Annotated in this window: 10 protein-coding genes; 5 read left to right on the forward strand and 5 right to left on the reverse strand. The window is 38.4% G+C overall.

What is annotated here, in order from left to right:
• Nucleotides 1-226: 226 nt before the first annotated feature.
• From LEP1GSC060_RS14990 to LEP1GSC060_RS15005, 4 genes are all read left to right on the forward strand, one after another.
• A complete protein-coding gene (locus LEP1GSC060_RS14990; protein WP_003006217.1) occupies nucleotides 227-7,273 on the forward strand; it encodes an RHS repeat-associated core domain-containing protein in 7,047 nt (2,348 codons plus the stop codon).
• Between the two features lie 925 nt (nucleotides 7,274-8,198).
• A complete protein-coding gene (locus LEP1GSC060_RS14995; protein ID WP_051061449.1) occupies nucleotides 8,199-9,071 on the forward strand; it encodes a hypothetical protein in 873 nt (290 codons plus the stop codon).
• Between the two features lie 110 nt (nucleotides 9,072-9,181).
• On the forward strand, nucleotides 9,182-12,682 hold the full coding sequence (locus tag LEP1GSC060_RS15000; RefSeq protein WP_036096679.1) for a reverse transcriptase domain-containing protein: 3,501 nt from the start codon (nucleotides 9,182-9,184) through the stop codon (nucleotides 12,680-12,682).
• Between the two features lie 9 nt (nucleotides 12,683-12,691).
• Nucleotides 12,692-13,411, forward strand: coding sequence for a 3'-5' exonuclease (locus LEP1GSC060_RS15005; protein ID WP_003006032.1), 720 nt, complete (start codon nucleotides 12,692-12,694; stop codon nucleotides 13,409-13,411).
• Between the two features lie 399 nt (nucleotides 13,412-13,810).
• Here the strand turns inward: LEP1GSC060_RS15005 and LEP1GSC060_RS15010 are convergent, their stop codons facing one another.
• Nucleotides 13,811-14,752: a helix-turn-helix domain-containing protein gene (locus LEP1GSC060_RS15010; RefSeq protein WP_003005849.1), complete on the reverse strand. Its 942-nt coding sequence runs from the start codon at nucleotides 14,750-14,752 to the stop codon at nucleotides 13,811-13,813.
• Nucleotides 14,753-14,797: 45 nt separating this feature from the next.
• Nucleotides 14,798-15,010 carry an LIMLP_19325 family protein gene (locus tag LEP1GSC060_RS20650; RefSeq protein ID WP_003006694.1) on the reverse strand — a complete coding sequence of 71 codons (213 nt, stop codon included), beginning with the start codon at nucleotides 15,008-15,010 and terminating at the stop codon, nucleotides 14,798-14,800.
• A gap of 342 nt (nucleotides 15,011-15,352) precedes the next feature.
• Between LEP1GSC060_RS20650 and LEP1GSC060_RS15020 the strand changes: the two genes are divergently transcribed.
• A complete protein-coding gene (locus tag LEP1GSC060_RS15020) occupies nucleotides 15,353-15,742 on the forward strand; it encodes a helix-turn-helix domain-containing protein (RefSeq protein WP_003006671.1) in 390 nt (129 codons plus the stop codon).
• On the opposite strand, the gene LEP1GSC060_RS15025 is transcribed toward LEP1GSC060_RS15020, so the two are convergent.
• From LEP1GSC060_RS15025 to LEP1GSC060_RS15035, 3 genes are all read right to left on the reverse strand, one after another.
• The gene (locus LEP1GSC060_RS15025) at nucleotides 15,705-16,664 is read right to left on the reverse strand and encodes a histidine kinase N-terminal 7TM domain-containing protein (RefSeq protein WP_003006498.1); all 960 of its coding nucleotides are present in this window, start codon (nucleotides 16,662-16,664) and stop codon (nucleotides 15,705-15,707) included. The genes LEP1GSC060_RS15020 and LEP1GSC060_RS15025 overlap by 38 nt on opposite strands.
• On the reverse strand, nucleotides 16,652-17,293 hold the full coding sequence (locus LEP1GSC060_RS15030; protein ID WP_003006234.1) for an LBL_2463 family protein: 642 nt from the start codon (nucleotides 17,291-17,293) through the stop codon (nucleotides 16,652-16,654). The genes LEP1GSC060_RS15025 and LEP1GSC060_RS15030 overlap by 13 nt, the downstream gene beginning before the upstream one ends.
• A gap of 236 nt (nucleotides 17,294-17,529) precedes the next feature.
• Nucleotides 17,530-18,120 carry a DMP19 family protein gene (locus tag LEP1GSC060_RS15035; RefSeq protein WP_003006569.1) on the reverse strand — a complete coding sequence of 197 codons (591 nt, stop codon included), beginning with the start codon at nucleotides 18,118-18,120 and terminating at the stop codon, nucleotides 17,530-17,532.
• Between the last annotated feature and the right edge of the window lie 535 nt (nucleotides 18,121-18,655).

Genomic DNA, 18,655 nt, shown 5'->3' on the forward strand with positions numbered 1-18,655 from the left:
TTTGTTAAACGTACTTGAAAATGACCGGTCGCTTGCGGTATGCGAAAATTATAATTCAAAGATACAAAACTAGTTCTAAAAGTTAAAAAATCATTCCTAGAAATAACTTGTTTGTGTTAAGGTGGCAAAAATATCACAAAAACACGTTGTATTTCTGTTAGGTGAACTTGATTTATGGGATAGTGCAAGCTTTAGAACAAGAGAATTTAGAACAGAGGTTTTTCAAATGAAATCACGATCTATCGGCATTATTTTATTAGGGGTTTCCATTCTTTTCATACTTAACTTTTCTCTTTTAAACGGAATTTCTAATATATTCAACGCGGCGGCGTCTGCAATTGCGGGCGGAATTCCTCAAAAACTTCCGGTAATACAAGCCGGTCCCGACGGGTCGGCATCAACTCAAGTAGAAATCGAAGTTCCACCCGGCACGAAAGGAGTGATCCCGGAGCTTTCCCTTTCGTACAACTCAAACGGAGGAAACGGAGTTGTGGGAATGGGATGGAGCTTAAACGGAATTCCGACTATTTTCAGAAATCCGTCGAACGGAATCGGTTACAACGGAAGTGATTCGTATATTTCGAGTTTGGCGGGGGAGCTGGTAGACATAAGCGGGAACAAAACGATCTATCATTCCAAAAAAGAATCCTATATAAAATTTGAACCGCAAGGAACTTGTGGGGACGGTCCTTGTACTTGGATCGCAACCGACAAGGATGGAAGAAGACATATCTTCGGAAGTAGTATCGATTCCAGAATTCCCGCGCTCGGCAGAACCGCAGGATCGATCCGGGAATGGGCTTTGAGTCGGGAAGAAGATTCTTTCGGGAACGGATATGATGTTAGTTACACATTGATCGACGTTACCAACGGGGACTATTATCCTTCCACGATCACATACAACGACAGAACGATCCGGTTTAACTACGAAAATCGAAACGACAAAATTCCGAATTATTCTTTAGGCACTTTGGAAAGACTTCAAAGAAGACTGAATACGATCGATATCCTTGTCGGAGGAAATACGTTTCGGACTTACGACCTGGATTATACAACCGGGCCTGTAACCGGAAGGTCGGTTTTACAAAAGATCAAACGATCGGGAAGTAACACGTTCGGGAGTGAGAATTTTGCGGATCTGAATTTTACATATACGAATCATTCGGGGAATTTTTCCCCCGGTAATATAGACTACCAAACCTTGAATAATACGATATCGATGGCCGTCTTTATGCCGAATATTGCATTAGATATCTTGAATGTATATTTTAACGGAGGGTTGCCGTATCATCCTTCCGCGCTGGACTCGAACGTGGATGCGTCCTTGCAGTATGTAGTAAAGGTTCCCGTGCCGGATCGAAACGCTTGTAATTTGGGATTTGCGTCTTGTTTGTGTGCGGCTCTTCCGGTGTGTTGGGGTGGGAATATGGGTTTTTTCGATTATCTGGCCGGGAATTGTCTCAGTTTTTTAAGTTGGGGCGGGCCGGGAGCCTGCGACAACGGAGTGGATTCGGCGTTGACGGCGTGGTTGCCGATGGATTTAAACGGAGACGGAATTACGGACTTTGCGACCTTAAACGGGAACGAAACAAACGGATCGATTCATTTGGTGGGACATATCCAAAGGATCGGACAAGGACCGGTCACATTCAACGGTCCTAATATTCCAATTCACTACAATACATTTTATCAACCCGTGGACTTAAACGGGGACGGTAAAACCGATTTTGTGTACGAAGACGGCGGAACACTTTGGGGGGTTTATTCTACGGGAGGAAACTTTAGTTCTCCGGTAGCTTTTGGAAACGTAAGCCTGGTTGGGGCCAATCGAGACATGAAAACATTCAGTCCGTATGAATACAGATTTCAGTATTCTCCGAGTAATACTACTCCACTGGCGAGTAACCGATCCGTTGCCGATTTTTTTGCGGATATGAACGGGGACGACCTGACGGATTTTGTACATTCGAACGGCGGAAGTTTTTCGATCTATATCAACCGGAAAACCTACTTTGACAATCCGATTGTAATCGGAGGAGGTTCCGACTTTTATATCAATTCCATGATTGATTTTACGGGAGACGGAAAAGCGGATTACGTGCAGCTCCTCGCGACGTATGACAACTCCACGTTGACGGCGTTACAGGCTCAAAAAGCGGCGTTAGACACCCTCATGGCACAGTATCAAGTGGACCACGCGAGGGTAAAAGCGGTTGCTGATCAGTTGCCTACGCCTACGACCCACGCTACAATTAACGATACCGAATTTCAAAACTTATTAGATTATCTGACTTTGAACGGATACGACATGGTGTCTGATTCTTTGGAAACGGACGGAAAAGACTATGCCTATGATCCCGCACAAGTCGCAAGTTTACAGACAGTCCTCGACAATATCGTAAGCGCAAAGATGAACTTTGTGGGGCAACAGAGTCAGGCGATCAACATACAAATCGGCGCGATCTATGCACAGGGAACGATGGGACAAGCCACTTACGCACTTCAAGTGAGGACGTTTAATACAAGTAACGGAACTTCTCAAGTTCGAACCTTTCCGATTTCTAACTCTATCGATCCTGACAAAAGCACGTTAGCCGATATCAATAGAGACGGGGCCTTGGATTTTGTTTCCTTTATCGGAACTCAGGTCTCCGTTTCTCTGTTTATGGGCAACGGATTTGCTCCTCCGGTGTATACGGGCTTAAACGCAGGGAACGGCAAAAACTTAGTTCAGTTTAATTTCGGCGAAGTGAACGGAGACGGGCTTTCCGATTTAGTTTTATTGAATAGAGAAAGTCATGTAATTGAAACGTATCTTTCGAGAGGCGACGGAAGTTTTACTTTGAGCGGGGGTTATTCGTTCGGAGGATTTTCCACTCAGGAATATACGGATTCCAACGGGATCGAAAGATCGGATTTGTATCAAATTTCTCTACAGGATATCAACCTGGACGGGATATCGGACGTAAGCATCGCGTTTCTTTCCTCGGACAAAAACGTGGGAAAAATTTATTATCGTTATAACGCGGCTCGGAACTCCGGGGAAGACATGTTGTTATCCACGTCCAACGGAGCGGGTCAGAGTTCGAGCGTTCAATATGCGCTTAAGAACACACACGCGGGAGCGGTTAACGTGGGTTCCGGAAACTATCCGGACATGCCGAACCTGTCACCGGGATATCTCGCGACTCAGACCACTCAAGGATTAAGCGCGGGGATTTCTAAAACGACCACGTATCGATATACAAACGCAAGGCAATATTTAGGAACTCGTAATGTATCGAGGAGTTTGGGATTTGCCTCCGTAAGGGAAACGGATATAAACACAGGTTTTTATTCTATCACGGACTTTTTTCAAAACGACTATCGTTTGGCGGGAACTCCACAATCTACGAGAAGTTACAACGCGTCCAATAACCTAACCGGATCGACTGCGAATTCCGGTTTTAGTTTTCCGAATTCTTTTGGAACCGAAATGGCGGTTCCGGGAACTGTGACTACGAATGATTACAGCAACGGAACGTTAACCGAAACATCGATTAAAAATTATACATATGACGCTTACGGATTTGTTACGAGTGAAATAGAGAGTTTGGGTTCCCATACGATTACAAATACAACTCAGGTTTCCAATGACGTGGCCGGTTGGAGAATGGGAAGGGTTTTGCGGTCGAGAAAAAACGTAGACGGAACTTGGGTGGAAGACGTTTCTCTTGGATACACGGGAGACAATCTCACTTCTCAGACACAGTTTCCTGCGAGTGCGTCTCCGCTAACGACTACGTTCGGTTATGATTCTTTGGGGAATGTGATCTCGGTGACAGAACCTTCGGGAGGCGTTTCTTTGATTTCGTATGACGCGGGTTTAAATCTTTTTCCAGTTACCAAAACAAACGCGCTGGGACATGTTACGACTACCGCGTACGATCTTGCAACTGGACTTGAAACATCTACGACCGACGCAAACGGAGCGATCACCTTAACCGGCTATGACGGTTACGGAAGGAAAACGAGCGTAACGTATCCGGGAGAGGGTAGCCCGAACGAAACGTACACCTACACAAACACGGGCGAATACGATTTATCGAATTTGAATAACAACGAGTTTGTCACGAAAACGATCCGGGACAACGTGAGTGGGAACACGAGCACAACTCGGGTTTTTACAGATCCTTTGGGAAATACGATTCGCACGGAAGGAAATACCGCGCTTGCCGGAATCAATACGATCGAAGAAAGTTTTTATGACTATACAAAGGGTCAACTCATTCGAACATCCAACGAATACTATACCAGTATTGCCCCACAATATACGACGTATCAATACAATGATCCGGACGGGGAGCTAACATCGATCACGGAACCGAGTCCTGGCGGTGGCGTGATTACGACTAACGTAACCAGAACGGCATTTACCGAAACAAAAACGACTACCTATCCGGACGGCCAAAGCAAAACCGAAGTTGTGACCAAAAACGAACTCGGACAAACGATGAGTAAAACCGAAAACGGAAGGACACTTTCCTACACCTATTCCCCGTTTGGTGGTATTTCTTCGGTTACGGACGTGGGCGGACTTACGACCAGTTTTGTCTATGACTCCAAAGGAAGAAGGACGAGCACACAAGATCCGAACTCGGGTACGATCAATTATTCTTACAACTCCTTGGGTCAGTTGTCCTCTCAAACCGACGCAAGAGGCAAGACGATTAGTTTTAGCTACGACATTTTAGGAAGGATTCTCGCACAAAACACGAACGGACCCGAAGCTCCGGTTTCATACACGTATGACGACGCGAGCGTTCCGTATTCGAAAGGGCGCGTAACGCAGATAGCGGACGGATCGGGAATTACAAAGCTTTTCTACAATCAACGAGGGGAAACGATCCAAAAAACGAGATACGTGGACGATATCACTGCTATTTTTAAACGGGATTATGATTCTTTAGGCCGTCCGATCACGGAAACGTTGCCGGACGGAACGAAACTTCACAACTTTTATTCGCCTAACGGAACGTTGTCAAGTATTACGATGGACAGCGCGGATGGAACGAGCACGGGCCACACGGTTGTAAGCTACCAAGGGCCTTACCTCAATGCCAACGGAGTTCCAAGCGTGAGGCGAGTGACCGGAAACGGAGTAACGATGGAGATTGGGTTTGAACCGCTGGACAAAAAGCCGTTGAGCGTGGTTTCCAAAAAACCGGATGGAAGTGTAATCGGCAACACGGAACTTACGTATGATTCCAAAGGGAATATAACAAAAATTGAAGACAAGTTGAATCCGAATCGAACTCAAAACTTTACGTTGGACAGCTTGGGTAGAGTGACACAAGCGACAGGGAAATACGGAACCCAGGACTATTCATATTCGCCTAACGGTAATTTGCTGCAAAAAGGCGCCTACACATTAGGTTACACGGATGGAAGCCACGCAAACGCGGTGACAACTGCCACGAGCGCAAATACGGGAACTCTAAGCTACGGATACGACGCAAGCGGGAACATGGTTTCGAGAAACGGCGACACGTTACGCTACGATTCCTACGGCAAACTCATCGAGTTGACTCCGTATGCAACGAGTAGTTCGATTCGAAACACATACGATTTTCAAGGAAACCGAGTGAAAACCGTCTCGGATATATCTTTGATTTCCACATATACGTTAGAAGAAAATTACGAAATTGTAAGAACTCCGGGCGTTGCGGAAAGACATACATTGTATGTGAGAGGCTTGCAAGGGGATTTGGTGGCGCAATGGACGAGGGACGACGCGACTTTACGGATTGCGGATACGGGTCCGAGAACAGAAGAAATTGCAAGTGAAAATTCGATCGGATCGGTTGTCGGAAGATTTGTGGGAACTACCACAAAACCGTTTTGTAAGGACGTGGCGATCGATTGCGGGACGTATTACAAGAATCGAATTCGGAATGGTTTTATTTTCAAGTTTTTTCAAAATGGAGTTTCGACAAGCACTTACAACGCCTTTTATTTCTTGCTTTTATTAGGACTTTGTTATTTAGTTTATCCTTATTTTCTAAAGGGGAATGAACTACTACAAAGACTGAGTTGGCGCGGCGTCGGAACACCTGTCTTGATCCTTGCGATGTTTGTTGTAACATCTTTGCCCGGATGCGGCGTGTTACCGGGAACCGGCGGGAAGGACGGAGATCCGCCTTGGATCTTGGCAATGGGGGCAAACGTAGCACCGGGAACACCAAACATCCAAAATCCGGGAGTAGGGATGACAGGCGGCGGAAGCGTCGGAGGATTTCCAGTAACCGGAATGTATTTCTTTCATCCGGATCACTTAGGATCAATTCAGATGATCACGGACGGTGCGGGGAATCCCGCCTCGGGTCCGGAGCCAGGGACAAGTTATGTTTCGTATGAACCGTACGGATCGATTATTAGAAACGATTCCTATGGTCCTGATATCTTCCGTTACAAGTTTACGGGCCAGATTGAAGACAAAGATACCGGACTTTATTATTACAAGGCGAGATATTACGAACCGATCCTTGGTAGATTCTTACAAGCGGACTCGGTTGTAATGCCGACTAACGTGAATGGTATGAACCGTTACATGTATGTGGACGGGAATCCTGTGAGTTACAGAGATCCGAGTGGTCATGTGAGCGGTTCGGGACTCATGCACATGGTGAACCGGATTATCGGTCATGCGATGGGGAAAGATTTTGGTTCGAATGGTTTGGACAAGAAGTTGAGTACGGGTGGAGCGATGAAGGGGATTGGAAAGGCAACATTCCTTTCTAAAGGGCGTTTTTATTGGGATGTAGGGAATACGATTTTTAGCCAAAGGAGAATTGGACGATGGTGGGTGGAATATTCAGGTAAATCCCATGTTCAAAACACAGCGAATTTCGGTATTCATATGGCAGTAACATCGTTTACTTCTTCGCAACAATGTAAGGATCAATTTGGTGCTGCTACTTGTCAGAGTCTTGAAATCTTAAATGAAATGATATATCAAAAGTATGAAAGGCATTATACAGATTGGGAAAATCCTTTTAAGGGCGGCATAACGCTTAGTTTAGGAGATATAAGTAAGCCATTTGAAAATAATAGTATAAATTGCAAATCTCAGCAATCATTATCTACTGGATTTTTCTTGGGAGCGGCTTCTGCCGGAGAAGAGGGTAGGCCGAATGGAGACGGTTCTATAAATCGAGGAGAAAAGGAAGCCGAATTATTTAAAACAATATTTATTATATTAACAACTTGTGTTGCAACGCAAAATTCGGAATAATATTTACGATTAGAGGTTTATATGAAAAGAATTATTATTTTGATTTTTCTAATCTGCTGCATTGATTGTCGAGGCGAGGATCTTGGAATTCAAAAAGACTGTAGTGAACTGGTTAATTCCACTATTCTTTCGCTTTGTCTTCCAGTATATAATAATAGTAGTAACAACAAGGTTGATGCTGATTTTTATATAAACGTATGTTTGCTTCGGTTGCTTGATGCACACAATTGCAAATAAATAATTTTCTGAATAAGTTAAATGAGAGATCATTAGTTTGGGTATTGCAAATGATTTCTTATGTTTTCTTTTGCTCGATTCAACAAGAGAAGCCTGCGAAAATTATTAAACATGATAAGTCTTCTATAACAAGATCTGAAATTGAAAAAATTAAAGCTTGTAATATAAGATTGGAAGTATGTTTGAAACGTTGTGATGAGGAATATTCGGATCTATTTGTTGCAAGAGATACGCGTCGCAACGATTGCAGGGATTTATGTGTCGTAAAGCTACAAAATGAGGATGGTTGTTTGATATATTATCAATCAAGGAGAAAAAGAGTTTATAGGTCGATTATTCCCTGACGGTTCCAAAAATTAAAATATCAGAGAGCCAAACTAACATAACGGAGAATTTATTTTGAACAAGAACATTCACTTCGAACAACGGCAAAGTCTTTGATTTACAACTGCGTGAGTCGATCGTAGCGAAAATACTGCAATGCACCATGAACTAAATGCAAAAGTGAGAATATACGCAAAGATTGAAATGGTGCTTTGCAGATTGAAGCGAAGAGCGGTGCAGCTTCTCTGTGAAAGCACAAAAGGTTGATCCGGAAATCCGGACAGTGAGAAAAACGGCTTCACAAGAGTCACTTCGAACAATGGCAAGCTTCGGATTTAAGAGCACGGAACTAACACAACGAAGGATGAACTGTAAGATGAAAAAACAATATTTAGGAATTGTAACGAAACTATTAATATTAGGGATTCATATACAAATCTTTGTAAACTGTAAACAAACAGAAAACTCAAACGAAAGTTTATTAACTCTACTGGTAACGACCCAATTAGCGGCGAATTGTGCAACGCCGCAACTAAGCGGGGAAAACATACCCTTAAAGTTTAGCCCGTATAAAAAGACCGTTACGCAATATATGGGGAGTTTAGGTTATCTGAACAATTTCGAATTCGGAAGACGAATTCAATTGGATATGAAAGAATCAATACCGGCGCAATACTCAATCCTTTTCTATAACGCGAATAGTCCGTGCGACGTCCCTCAAGATTATAGTAAAAATATAACCTCCTTTTCTTACCTTTCAGCGAGAGTAAACAAAACGACAACATATTCTTTGCCTTTGTCAGGAAACTTGATGGCTTTAGCCACTTCTTACGGTGCCAGTAATACGGCCCCGACGGATATCACTCTATCTATAGAATCAAGTCCAGTGTGTAAGAATCCTACAACGGCGGACGCAACGCTACGAACGTTGCCGTTTAATTTTAAAGCGACGAATTCCCTTGCGGTGATAAAAATCGGTTCTTATACACAAAACCAGCAAATCGTATTTACTTCGAATACAACAAACCTAGGGAATTTACAAACGATTATCGTAACAGGCACAGACGCATGTTATCCGACAACGTATAAGGCAATAAGTTTTAACCAAAACGCTCCAAATCAAAATCAAGTGTCTTGGAGCTCTTCAACTGAGTCGGGGCCGCTCGTGATACTCGTTCAGTATTTTTCGGAATCAACGACAACTGCGCCGAACGATATAAAAGTACAGATACAATGAAAAAATAAAATCTTTGAAGTTGAATATTCTAATTAAAATATTATTGGATATAAAAGAAGGTAGTTTTCTGTTTGAAAACTAAAAAGCTAATAGTGGAGAGATCTCTGATTGTGAACAAGAAATTTACAAACTACCAAAAGTTTTGGATCTATAAAAAAATATCTCATTTTTTCAAAAAAGACACCTGTTTTAAATACTTTCAAACTGAGTTTATTCTTTCTGAATTTTATTTTCTATTGATGCATTCTGATTCTCTAACTGAGTTTATTCAAAAATTGAAAAATTCAGAGACCGATATTGCATTTCGTCTCCCAAGAAAGGAATCTGAGATTGATTCGGTAAAAAGGCAGCTTTATTTTGAGTATCCTAAAATCAGTTTTCAAGTTCTTTCATTAATTGAATGCTGGGATGATATTTGTCTTATGCAAAAGAAATTTTCTGGAGAAGAGTTAGGCGATCTATTTGGTGAAGATTTCGAAAAAAAAAATTTAGATGAAGATGAGGAAGTAAAAGTTCCGGAATATACGAAAAATAGAAAGTGTTTCGGGAATAAGCCGAATTTTAGAGTGCGTTATTATTCAGAATATTTAGAAGATTTTTCCATTTCATCCCATGAAAGGAATTTGGGTATGCCTTTGCAGGTTGATTATAGCAAAGAATATAACTTATTTAATGCCACGGTCACGACCAAGTGTAACGACTATTTACAAGATTCTAAAAGGAAATTATTAATTATTCAGACGGACCTACAGGCATTTTACCATAAACTAAATTTGAAATTTTTGATTGAGTATTTTAATAATTCGTATGCTCTTCGTGATTCAAATTTAGTTAAATGGATAAAAAAATTAGAAGAAACTCATTCATATGAAGGACTCCCGATTGGATGGGTTTTAAGTGGTTTTATTGCAAATATTATCTTGCTGGATTTAAACAAAAAGTTAAACACGCAACTTAATAAAAAAATGAAAAGCAATCCCTTGCTCCGAACTATTGACGGAAAATTTGGAATAAATGCGTTCAGTTATGTCGATGATTTCTTGATTTTAGTTCCATTGCGTAAAAGTCAATTACCAAAATCCAAAGAAATTGCGAATGAGGTTATGGCAATTAGCAATGAGATTTTGTATAAGCAATTTGAAAATTTCATTTCATTTCATAACTTAACCGAGAATCCAAATAAATGTAAATCATTCGTAATAGATGAATTCTCAGTTTCTAAGCTTAAAAGAAATTTTCATGATATGAAGCTTAGTGTTCCAGCAGAGGTTGAATTTGGATTTGAGATCAATGATTTAATGGTTCCGCACGACCCGGATTTGGTTTTGAATGAAAGGAATCAATTCAGTATAGGCTTAACTGCCGCTCGGAGGACTCTATCGAAAGGAGATGACATAAGAAAGCAAAACATTAAAGAACTATTAGAAAACATGAGAATAAAGATCCAAAGCACTGAAGGAAAGTATATACATAGGGTGTTTATTACATTAACTGCAATTGTTGAAAGAGAAGAAAATGGTATTAAATTTATTGGGGCTAAGGAAGGAGAAATTAAAAGCGAAGTTTACAAGTGTATAGAGTCCATATTTAAAATTTTATATTCTCGTCAGAATCACCCCATTAATGAATGGGCGGCTTTCTTCGTGAGTTTGGCTAGGTTTATATATGAAACGGATGGCGATCTGGAAGTTTTAAAGAAATATTATAAAAGCATAAAAATAAAAAGTAAAGATGATGATGCTTCCGGCGTTTCGGATTATCTGGAATTAATTAGGTTGGAAATTATACTTTTGGGAAATAAAAAAGGAATAAATACAAAAAAGTTTATTGGAAAGAATACTTTTTCGAATTCGGTTATCGGGAATATCGGGAAGAATTACGAATATATAATTCTTACGAGATATAGTAATTCAAAGAAGTTGAAGGATATTTCTAAAAAAGAATTTTTGTCCAAAGGTAGAAGGGCCATTTTGTGTGTTGCATATTTTAAAATATTTTCAAAAGCTTTAGCAAAAGAACAGTTAGCGAGAGAATATTTGAATGTAGTATCTGAGTTTAGCAAGCGCAGGGATGATTCATTGGAAATATTTCTATCTCATTCTTTGAGCATTCTTATTAATCAATGCAGTGAAAATCAAGTTGATGTCATCCTGGAGCGGTTAGGAGGGGTATTAAAGAATAAGCAAAATTCGAAATCTATAAGATTGATCTTTAAATTAATTGAATATAGTAAGTATTTTAGAGAAGTAAATTCCCTTTCTGAGTTAGAACGATTGAAAAGACAATTAGAAATCTTAAAATCTATCTTTGCTCAACGAAATAAAGGCAGTTTTTGGAACGAAATACATACTCGCACAGAACTTGGTTCTTTATTCTTTGCAATTTCTTACATATTTACTTGTTCAAGGATTAGTGAAGTCTATTCATTTCTAACTCATATTTTATCTCCGATAGAAGGTGAGCAATGGGTCCCGTGGCGCTCTTCAATCATTTCATTTCAAATCGTCGGAGATCGGTCTATACATTTGTTAGAAGCTGCTTATAAATTACAGGTCGGCACTTACAGAAACGAAAGAATAAGATTGAATGATTTAGAAAAACAACTAATAGATATTGAAAGGTTTATAAAAGAAATAGAAGAAGAAGGAAGCGAGAGTTTATTTTCAATTTCAAGAGTCAACTTTGAGAAATTAGACCCGCTTTATTCTAATTTGCGAAAAGACTTAAAAGTTACTATTGCGCCTATATCATATATTTTAAAAGAAACATTAAACGAAAATACAATGGATTTTAAAAGTGATAAGGTTCGAAAGCTGTTACGAATCAAAATTGATGCGGCTATAGAGGAAGCGATTTCCAGAAAATCTTCCCTTCTAATTATTCCTGAAATGACAATGCCAACTAAATATCTTGAATATTTTTTAAATAAGCTGGCAAAGCATGATATTGTATTCATTGCCGGAATGGAATATTACAATGATGGAATTAATGCACAAAATATTACGATAATTTCAATTCCGGTGATTAAATATCTTAATCCTTTAGGAAAGAATCATTTACTATTTAATCAAGTGAAAAATTTTCCAATGGCAGAAGAAATGCAAGAATTGAGGAATGGAAACTTAAATTATAAGTCCAATCATAATCTTTATATATTTCAGACTAAATTTTGGTCTAACTTTAGTGTTTTGACTTGTTCCGATTTTCTTTCTTTAACCTTGCGTTGGAAGCTTCAGAAGAAAGTTCAAACCATTATTATTCCCGCACAGAATTATGATAATAGTACTTATGATGCACTTGCAAATGCATGTATTCGCGATCTTCACTGTATTGCTATTATTTGCAACAATGGCGCCCTTTCCAAAAGTTTTACTTATGCCCCATTCTATAAAGAGTACAACCGATCTGTTATAGAACACGCAGGTTTGTCAAATCCAGAATTTCATACTTTTAAAATTTTTCCGGAGAAAATAAAATTTGTTCAGGAAGTCGGTAGAGGGGATGTTCCGTTTAGGATTGGTGAAAATAAAGTGCCGAACCCTTTTTATACAGGAAACGAGAATACGTTATCTGATTTTAAACAATTGCCTCCAGATTGGAATTATTTTTAATTTAAATCTATGATTATACTTGCGATCGATTTCGAAACAAATGGGACCGATCCTTTAAATTCTGAAATTTTAGAGATCGGGGCAGTTCTTTGGGATTCTGAAACAAAACAACCGCTGTCGATGTTTTCGAGCTTAATATGTCCGAAGGAAACTCATTTTATTGTGAATGAAGATGTTAAACAGATTACAGGGATCGAAGAAAAGGACTTATATTTGTATGGAATTTCAGAAGAGAATGTTATAACGAAATTGTATGAACTGGCGAACAAGGCTACGAGTATCGTTAGTCATTTTGGAATTGAATTTGATCGAATAGTATTTGAAAGACTATTAAGTTCAATGCGTTTTTCATTATCAAATTGGTTATGGATAGATACGGGCTTTGATATAATTTATCCAAAAAAAATAAAAACTAGACGCTTGGATTATTTGTCCTTTGAACATGGATATATTCCGTTTCAAAGTCATCGAGCACTACCCGATGTTTTAACAATGCTTAAAATATTGAGTAATTATAATATAGATGATGTGATTAGAGTTGCCCGAACTCCTCTTTTGAAAGTCAAGGCTCTGGTAGATTACGATAATAAGGATCTTGCTTCAAAGAGCGGATATTATTGGAACAAGGAATCCAAAGTTTGGGAAAAGATGATTAGAGAAGCAAATTTAAAAAAAGAAAAAACATCATTCTCGATAGAAAGTGAAGTGGTCTATTATAAGTCAGTATAATATAAACTCAAATCTTAGCCGATTCTAATTGAATTTCAGTTTTTATTGATCCCTTTCAACTTCCGTTTTCGGGAAGATTACAGAAGTTTAAAGGGATCAATAGCATACCTCAAAAGTATGAATGGGCTACGTAAATAATTCTAAGAGAAAATCGAATACAAACCTGAGCCTCGCAAAAATAAAAATAGCAGAGGGCTAAACTAACATAACGGAGGAAAACACAAATTCAGAACGATTTCGAGAACAAAAACAAAGAGAGAAATCTCGTAAAACAAACGTTAGGTCCTTTTACTAATGTAATCGAATATACAATGATTTTCGAATGAATTTAACTTTCAGCTTTAGCGTTTTATTCAAATCCTCCTACTTCCTTGACAATCTTCGCAAAGTGGATTGGAATTAAAAATTCGAATGAGGCGTTTGAATTTTCGTATTTTGAGTATCTATTTTTTTATTAGATTCTGAAAATTGAATATATTTTTTAAGATTGCGGGGAGATTTCCCCGTAAATTTAACACAAGCTCTGTGAAAAGAAGAAGCGGAATTGAAGCCGCACTCAACCGCTATATTCAATAAATTGAAATTAGATCGGGTGCGAATCATATTCATTACTTCGTAGATCCGGTGATGATTTAAGAAATCAGAATAATTCATATTAAGAAACTTGTTCAAATAATGAGAAGCCTGATGAGTGGAAAGACCCAAACCCGAAGCGAAGTCAGGAAGTCGGAGTTCCTCGTCTTTAAAACCTTTCGACTCTAAAAAAGAATTCAGTTTAATTTCAACTTTTTCTAAATCGATACCTTCCAGTAAATCTCTAGGCGGATATTTATTTTCCAATGGAGTCTTTGGAATTGTAATATTCTCTAGTTCTAATTCATTGTCTATATTTGTAACGGTAGCTTTATAAAACAAAAATGGAAAAAAACGTTCTAAAATAACCGTGTAACAAATCACCGATCCGGAAGCCAGTTCTGCAAGCAAAAAGAAATTTGTGTTACCGGAAATCGTACCCAGAAAATCTAAAACAAAACAAATAGAAATTAAGAGGGAAATGAAAGGAAGGCTGAAGTAAGAATTTCGTTTCTGAGTGATTACAATATTTCTAATGGACCAAATAGAGGCGAATATTGAAATCGCAAAACCAAGAGTGTCTACAAGGAAAATAAAAAAATTATTTGGAATCAGATAAGAGAATAGGATTACGACAGGAATAATCCCTAAAAGACGTTTACAATAATCCCAGGGATTGTCTAAATTTCCTAATATAAAATTAAAATAGACTAAGACCGCTCCGCTGCCATAAAGAACCAAACCGTAATAAAAACCGACAGTATTCATAGCAAACGACTCGGGCGCAAAATGATTTTATTCTAAAAAGTGATTCTACTCGTAGTTTTTCAAATCGTTTGAGGGAAAATATTCTACAGGTTTAATCTTTAATTTTCTTCTAATCGTTAAAACCTTACGAAAACCCGTGAATTTCAAGATTGCCTCTCTGTCCTCGGTATATAACTTTTTCCCAAGGTGTTTTTCATATTCGTCTAACTCTGATTTGGTGATGTCTAAGGGCGGTATTTTAAAATAATTGATTAACATGATTTATACCTATTTGAATTGTATACTTTGGGTTCCGATAAACTTTATGTATTGTTGAGTGAGAAAGGGCGGGACCTTTTGATTGTTGAAAATAGAATATTTCTGTCCGAAATACTTATATACTTTGAAAAAGTCCGTGATGTAAGCGTGAGTTTAATCATAAGAGATCGGTTTTGGATTTCATTGATTTGATTTTGCCCGATTTCAGTCTTACTTTTCGGTTGCATAATTCCCACTTTGATAATTTAGTTATCATGAATTGAAATCGAGAAGAGAGATTTATAGAATGATTATATACACAAGTGTATATTTCAAGCAAAAAATATGCAGAATAGTGTTTTTATGAATTATAAAAATATTCTGAAAAAACTTATGGAAAGGCGTGTTTGGAATCAGGAGGATCTTGCTAAAGCGGGAGAGGTGAAACAACCGACCGTAAGTCGTTATTTGAGCGGTCATACCATTCCGACGCTGACTTTTGTAGAAAATCTATACAAAAACGAAAAGGTCGATCCTATTATTTTTGTTCGGGACTATGAGTTAGAACCGATTGGTTTAGAATCGGGAAATTCGCGGGAAGAGAAAAAGAACTTGGTCGATGAAGTAACTGTGTTTATACGATTTTTAAAAAACTCCCCGGATGCTTTGGAAATATTTTGGAAACTTTATAAAATGGATCAATCGGGTCGGAAGGCTATGAACGCTCTGGCGGATAAGATTTTAGAGGAATGATCGCTCTTTCGTTTTTTGCCATGTAAAAGTAAATTTCTTCCACGCTGAGTTCCGAATTGATTTGAAGGTCTGTAAAATTTTGAATGATTCTTTCGATTGTATTCTTTCTGCATCTTATCAATGCTTTTTTGTAAGACTCCGAGTCAACTTTTCTTAATATTAGAATATTTGCATTGGCGACAATGGAATTTTCTTCTTCTAAGATCGCGCTTTCAGAAAGTTCAAATAAATTGATTTTGATTATACCGATCGACCAAATTGCAGTCGCTAATGTACAACTGATAGGAGCCACAAAATTGTATTCTGGTAGGCCAAGGAATCGAAGAAGCAATGTAAACGTTCCTATAGAAACTAACCAAAGTAGTATTCCTGTAGCGATATAGACGCATCGAACTCGGTTGAGACCTCGCCTTTTTTTGAATCCTAAAGCAAGAACTATTATTGAAGAAATTATACTCAGGATCCCGCCAATTACGAAATAATCGTAGAGTATTCCGGCTGTAAAATGCAGTTTTGCATCTTGAATCCATGCACTCATAATGTAAAGATCCGAATAGCTAAAAACATAAATCGGAATTACATAAACTACTAATATTGAAAGGCTACCGACTACTGGGAACTCTTTGTCAAAAACATAAGAGTGAATGAATCGAATTAGAAGCAAAGGGGCGGCGATCATGGGAAGTGTTAGCGTTCTTGTCCAGAACGTTGTTTTTGTTCCTTCGAAAAATGGCACGGCAAAAAGAGCACTCCATATTCCAAAAAGAATACAAAGGGTTCCGAAATCAAGGAAGCGTTTTCGTTGTCGTGTGACAAATAAAACGTAGAATCCTAGGCAAAGATTGCATGCTGACGCTAAGAGTAAGGCTGAAATCGTTTCCAAAGTATATATCCCTTGGAAGCATGACGTCACGAATGACATTTTTTTGCAATAATTTTCGCCTTGTCTGACACTTGTACTTTCCATAAAGTTGGACTAACGTTCCCTTGAATCAACTTTCCATAATCCAGAAAGTAAATTAAATATGGATGTAAAAGTGATTCGATAGCTCCGATCCGGTTGTAGAGCTTTCCCATTGCGCTTCGATCTATATCGAATAATCCGTATGTGGATGTAAAATCTTGATTTAGTAGAAAATCGGTACTTAAAGACAAAACTTTTGAACCCACGTTCATCTTGGTTGCAGCAAATGAATTCATTTCTGCAACATTTCCATCTTCGATTATCGTCCGTTTTTTTGTATCGCTCCGGTAGGAATACTCGATCGGAAGGCCGAATGGACCCCGGGAAACGATTCGAGAGGTCGCAATGATTTCTTCATTTTCGTTTAGAGCGATATAATACTGACTAAATCCGTTTAAGTCAAACTGTCTGTCAAATTCCGGGTTATATCCGACATATCCCAACTTTGAATACTGTAGCTGAACGAATTCCCGCGCGCGTTCAATGAGGCCCGGGTTTGAATTGTAGGTGCATCCAACATATTGAATACCGTCTCTGGTCTCGAAAATTACCGTAGGTTTGCTTAGAGTGTCTATTGCGCGCGTCATAATATTATAATTAACGTGAATTCGGTGTAAGAAGATTAGAAAATTTTTAAAAAAAATAGTATGGAAAATCCACCGATAGAATAAGAATTTTTTTAAATCTTATTCTAAATTGATAAAACAGTAGCAGAAAGCAGATCAATGATTCATTGAAAAGTTGATAATAAAAACAAAAGACGAACTTTCATTTTCTTGAATTACCTGACAAACGGCGTTTCGAAGCATGTTACACATAGGTCTTAGTTTTTAAAGGAGAATTGAAAGTCCTTTGGTACGATTACATACCCGTCAAAGTGAAAAGATTTTCGATGAGTATGGATGAATTGAAATATCGCATCATCTATTTCAAAATCGTTATTATCATAATAAAGTGCACTATCAAGATCATCAAAATCAATTTTAATTTTATCTAATTGGGCGGTACGCTCTGAAATTTCCGATGCCGGATATGGTTTGAAGTAGGAAATCGCCATTTCTAAAATTTTTTCATACTTTGTAAGACCTAATTTATTGAATCCTTCTAAGGCATATTTCCAGACAACTCCAAGGGGTGAGGAGAAGAAAAAGTAATGCCCATAAACGCAGGTTGCTGTATGGTATATCCAAATTGAATAAATAAATATTTGCTCTTTAGAAAAGAATGTAACATCTTTCTCGAATTGAACAGTATTTATTTTATCAATATACCAGAAAACGGGCTCCATTATCCTGTAAACTTCGCCGGAATCGATAACGGAATCATCTATTATTATACGTTTTGATTCAAGCGTGTATTCCGGAGTTAAAAAATAATCACGAATCATTGATAAAATTGATTTAAGAATATTCATAAACCGGTAAGTATTTATTTGGAAGTTTAAAATATCAAGAATACTTTTTATATTTTAAAGGGAATGGGGCGGCGTTTATTATGGATTCTTCTGCGTTCCACAACTTCATCAAACAACCAGCATGTGGAAAGGAATGTGAACTTATAAGAGGGTGTCAGCTTGGTTATGTTGGTATACCCCTGCTACTTTTTGGTTATTCACAAGTCATTTACGCAATCGAGCTGATACCCTCCTGACAACGCCTTAAACCTACACTCAAACGATCAATTCGGTAGTTTTAATAAATTCGATCTGAAGTCTGTCAAAATCCGATTCAATTTTAAGATTGACTCTGTACATTTAAAATGTATCGTGTTTCGCTATGAGTTTAGTGAATATTTCTTGTTTAGATTCCCCAAACGAAAAAAACCAACTCACCAATCCGTTTCTTCGAAACGTCCTTGGCGAGTCCATTTTTTCCTCTGTTCATCAAAACAAGAAATTCGTAGTCGGAGACGACAGCCAAGCTTTTACTAAAAATAAGCCTTCTAGGTGT

It is taken from the genome of Leptospira weilii serovar Ranarum str. ICFT, assembly GCF_000332415.1.
Lineage (GTDB): Bacteria > Spirochaetota > Leptospiria > Leptospirales > Leptospiraceae > Leptospira > Leptospira weilii_A.

Excerpts from the sequence above, each read along its gene's own strand:
- LEP1GSC060_RS15025 (WP_003006498.1), bottom strand. The coding sequence starts at position 16,664 with ATGTCATTCGTGACGTCATGCTTCCAAGGGATATATACTTTGGAAACG.
- LEP1GSC060_RS20650 (WP_003006694.1), bottom strand. The coding sequence starts at position 15,010 with ATGTTAATCAATTATTTTAAAATACCGCCCTTAGACATCACCAAATCA.
- LEP1GSC060_RS15010 (WP_003005849.1), bottom strand. The coding sequence starts at position 14,752 with ATGAATACTGTCGGTTTTTATTACGGTTTGGTTCTTTATGGCAGCGGA.
- LEP1GSC060_RS15005 (WP_003006032.1), top strand. The coding sequence starts at position 12,692 with ATGATTATACTTGCGATCGATTTCGAAACAAATGGGACCGATCCTTTA.
- LEP1GSC060_RS15030 (WP_003006234.1), bottom strand. The coding sequence starts at position 17,293 with ATGACGCGCGCAATAGACACTCTAAGCAAACCTACGGTAATTTTCGAG.
- LEP1GSC060_RS14995 (WP_051061449.1), top strand. The coding sequence starts at position 8,199 with ATGAACTGTAAGATGAAAAAACAATATTTAGGAATTGTAACGAAACTA.
- LEP1GSC060_RS15020 (WP_003006671.1), top strand. The coding sequence starts at position 15,353 with ATGAATTATAAAAATATTCTGAAAAAACTTATGGAAAGGCGTGTTTGG.
- LEP1GSC060_RS14990 (WP_003006217.1), top strand. The coding sequence starts at position 227 with ATGAAATCACGATCTATCGGCATTATTTTATTAGGGGTTTCCATTCTT.
- LEP1GSC060_RS15035 (WP_003006569.1), bottom strand. The coding sequence starts at position 18,120 with ATGAATATTCTTAAATCAATTTTATCAATGATTCGTGATTATTTTTTA.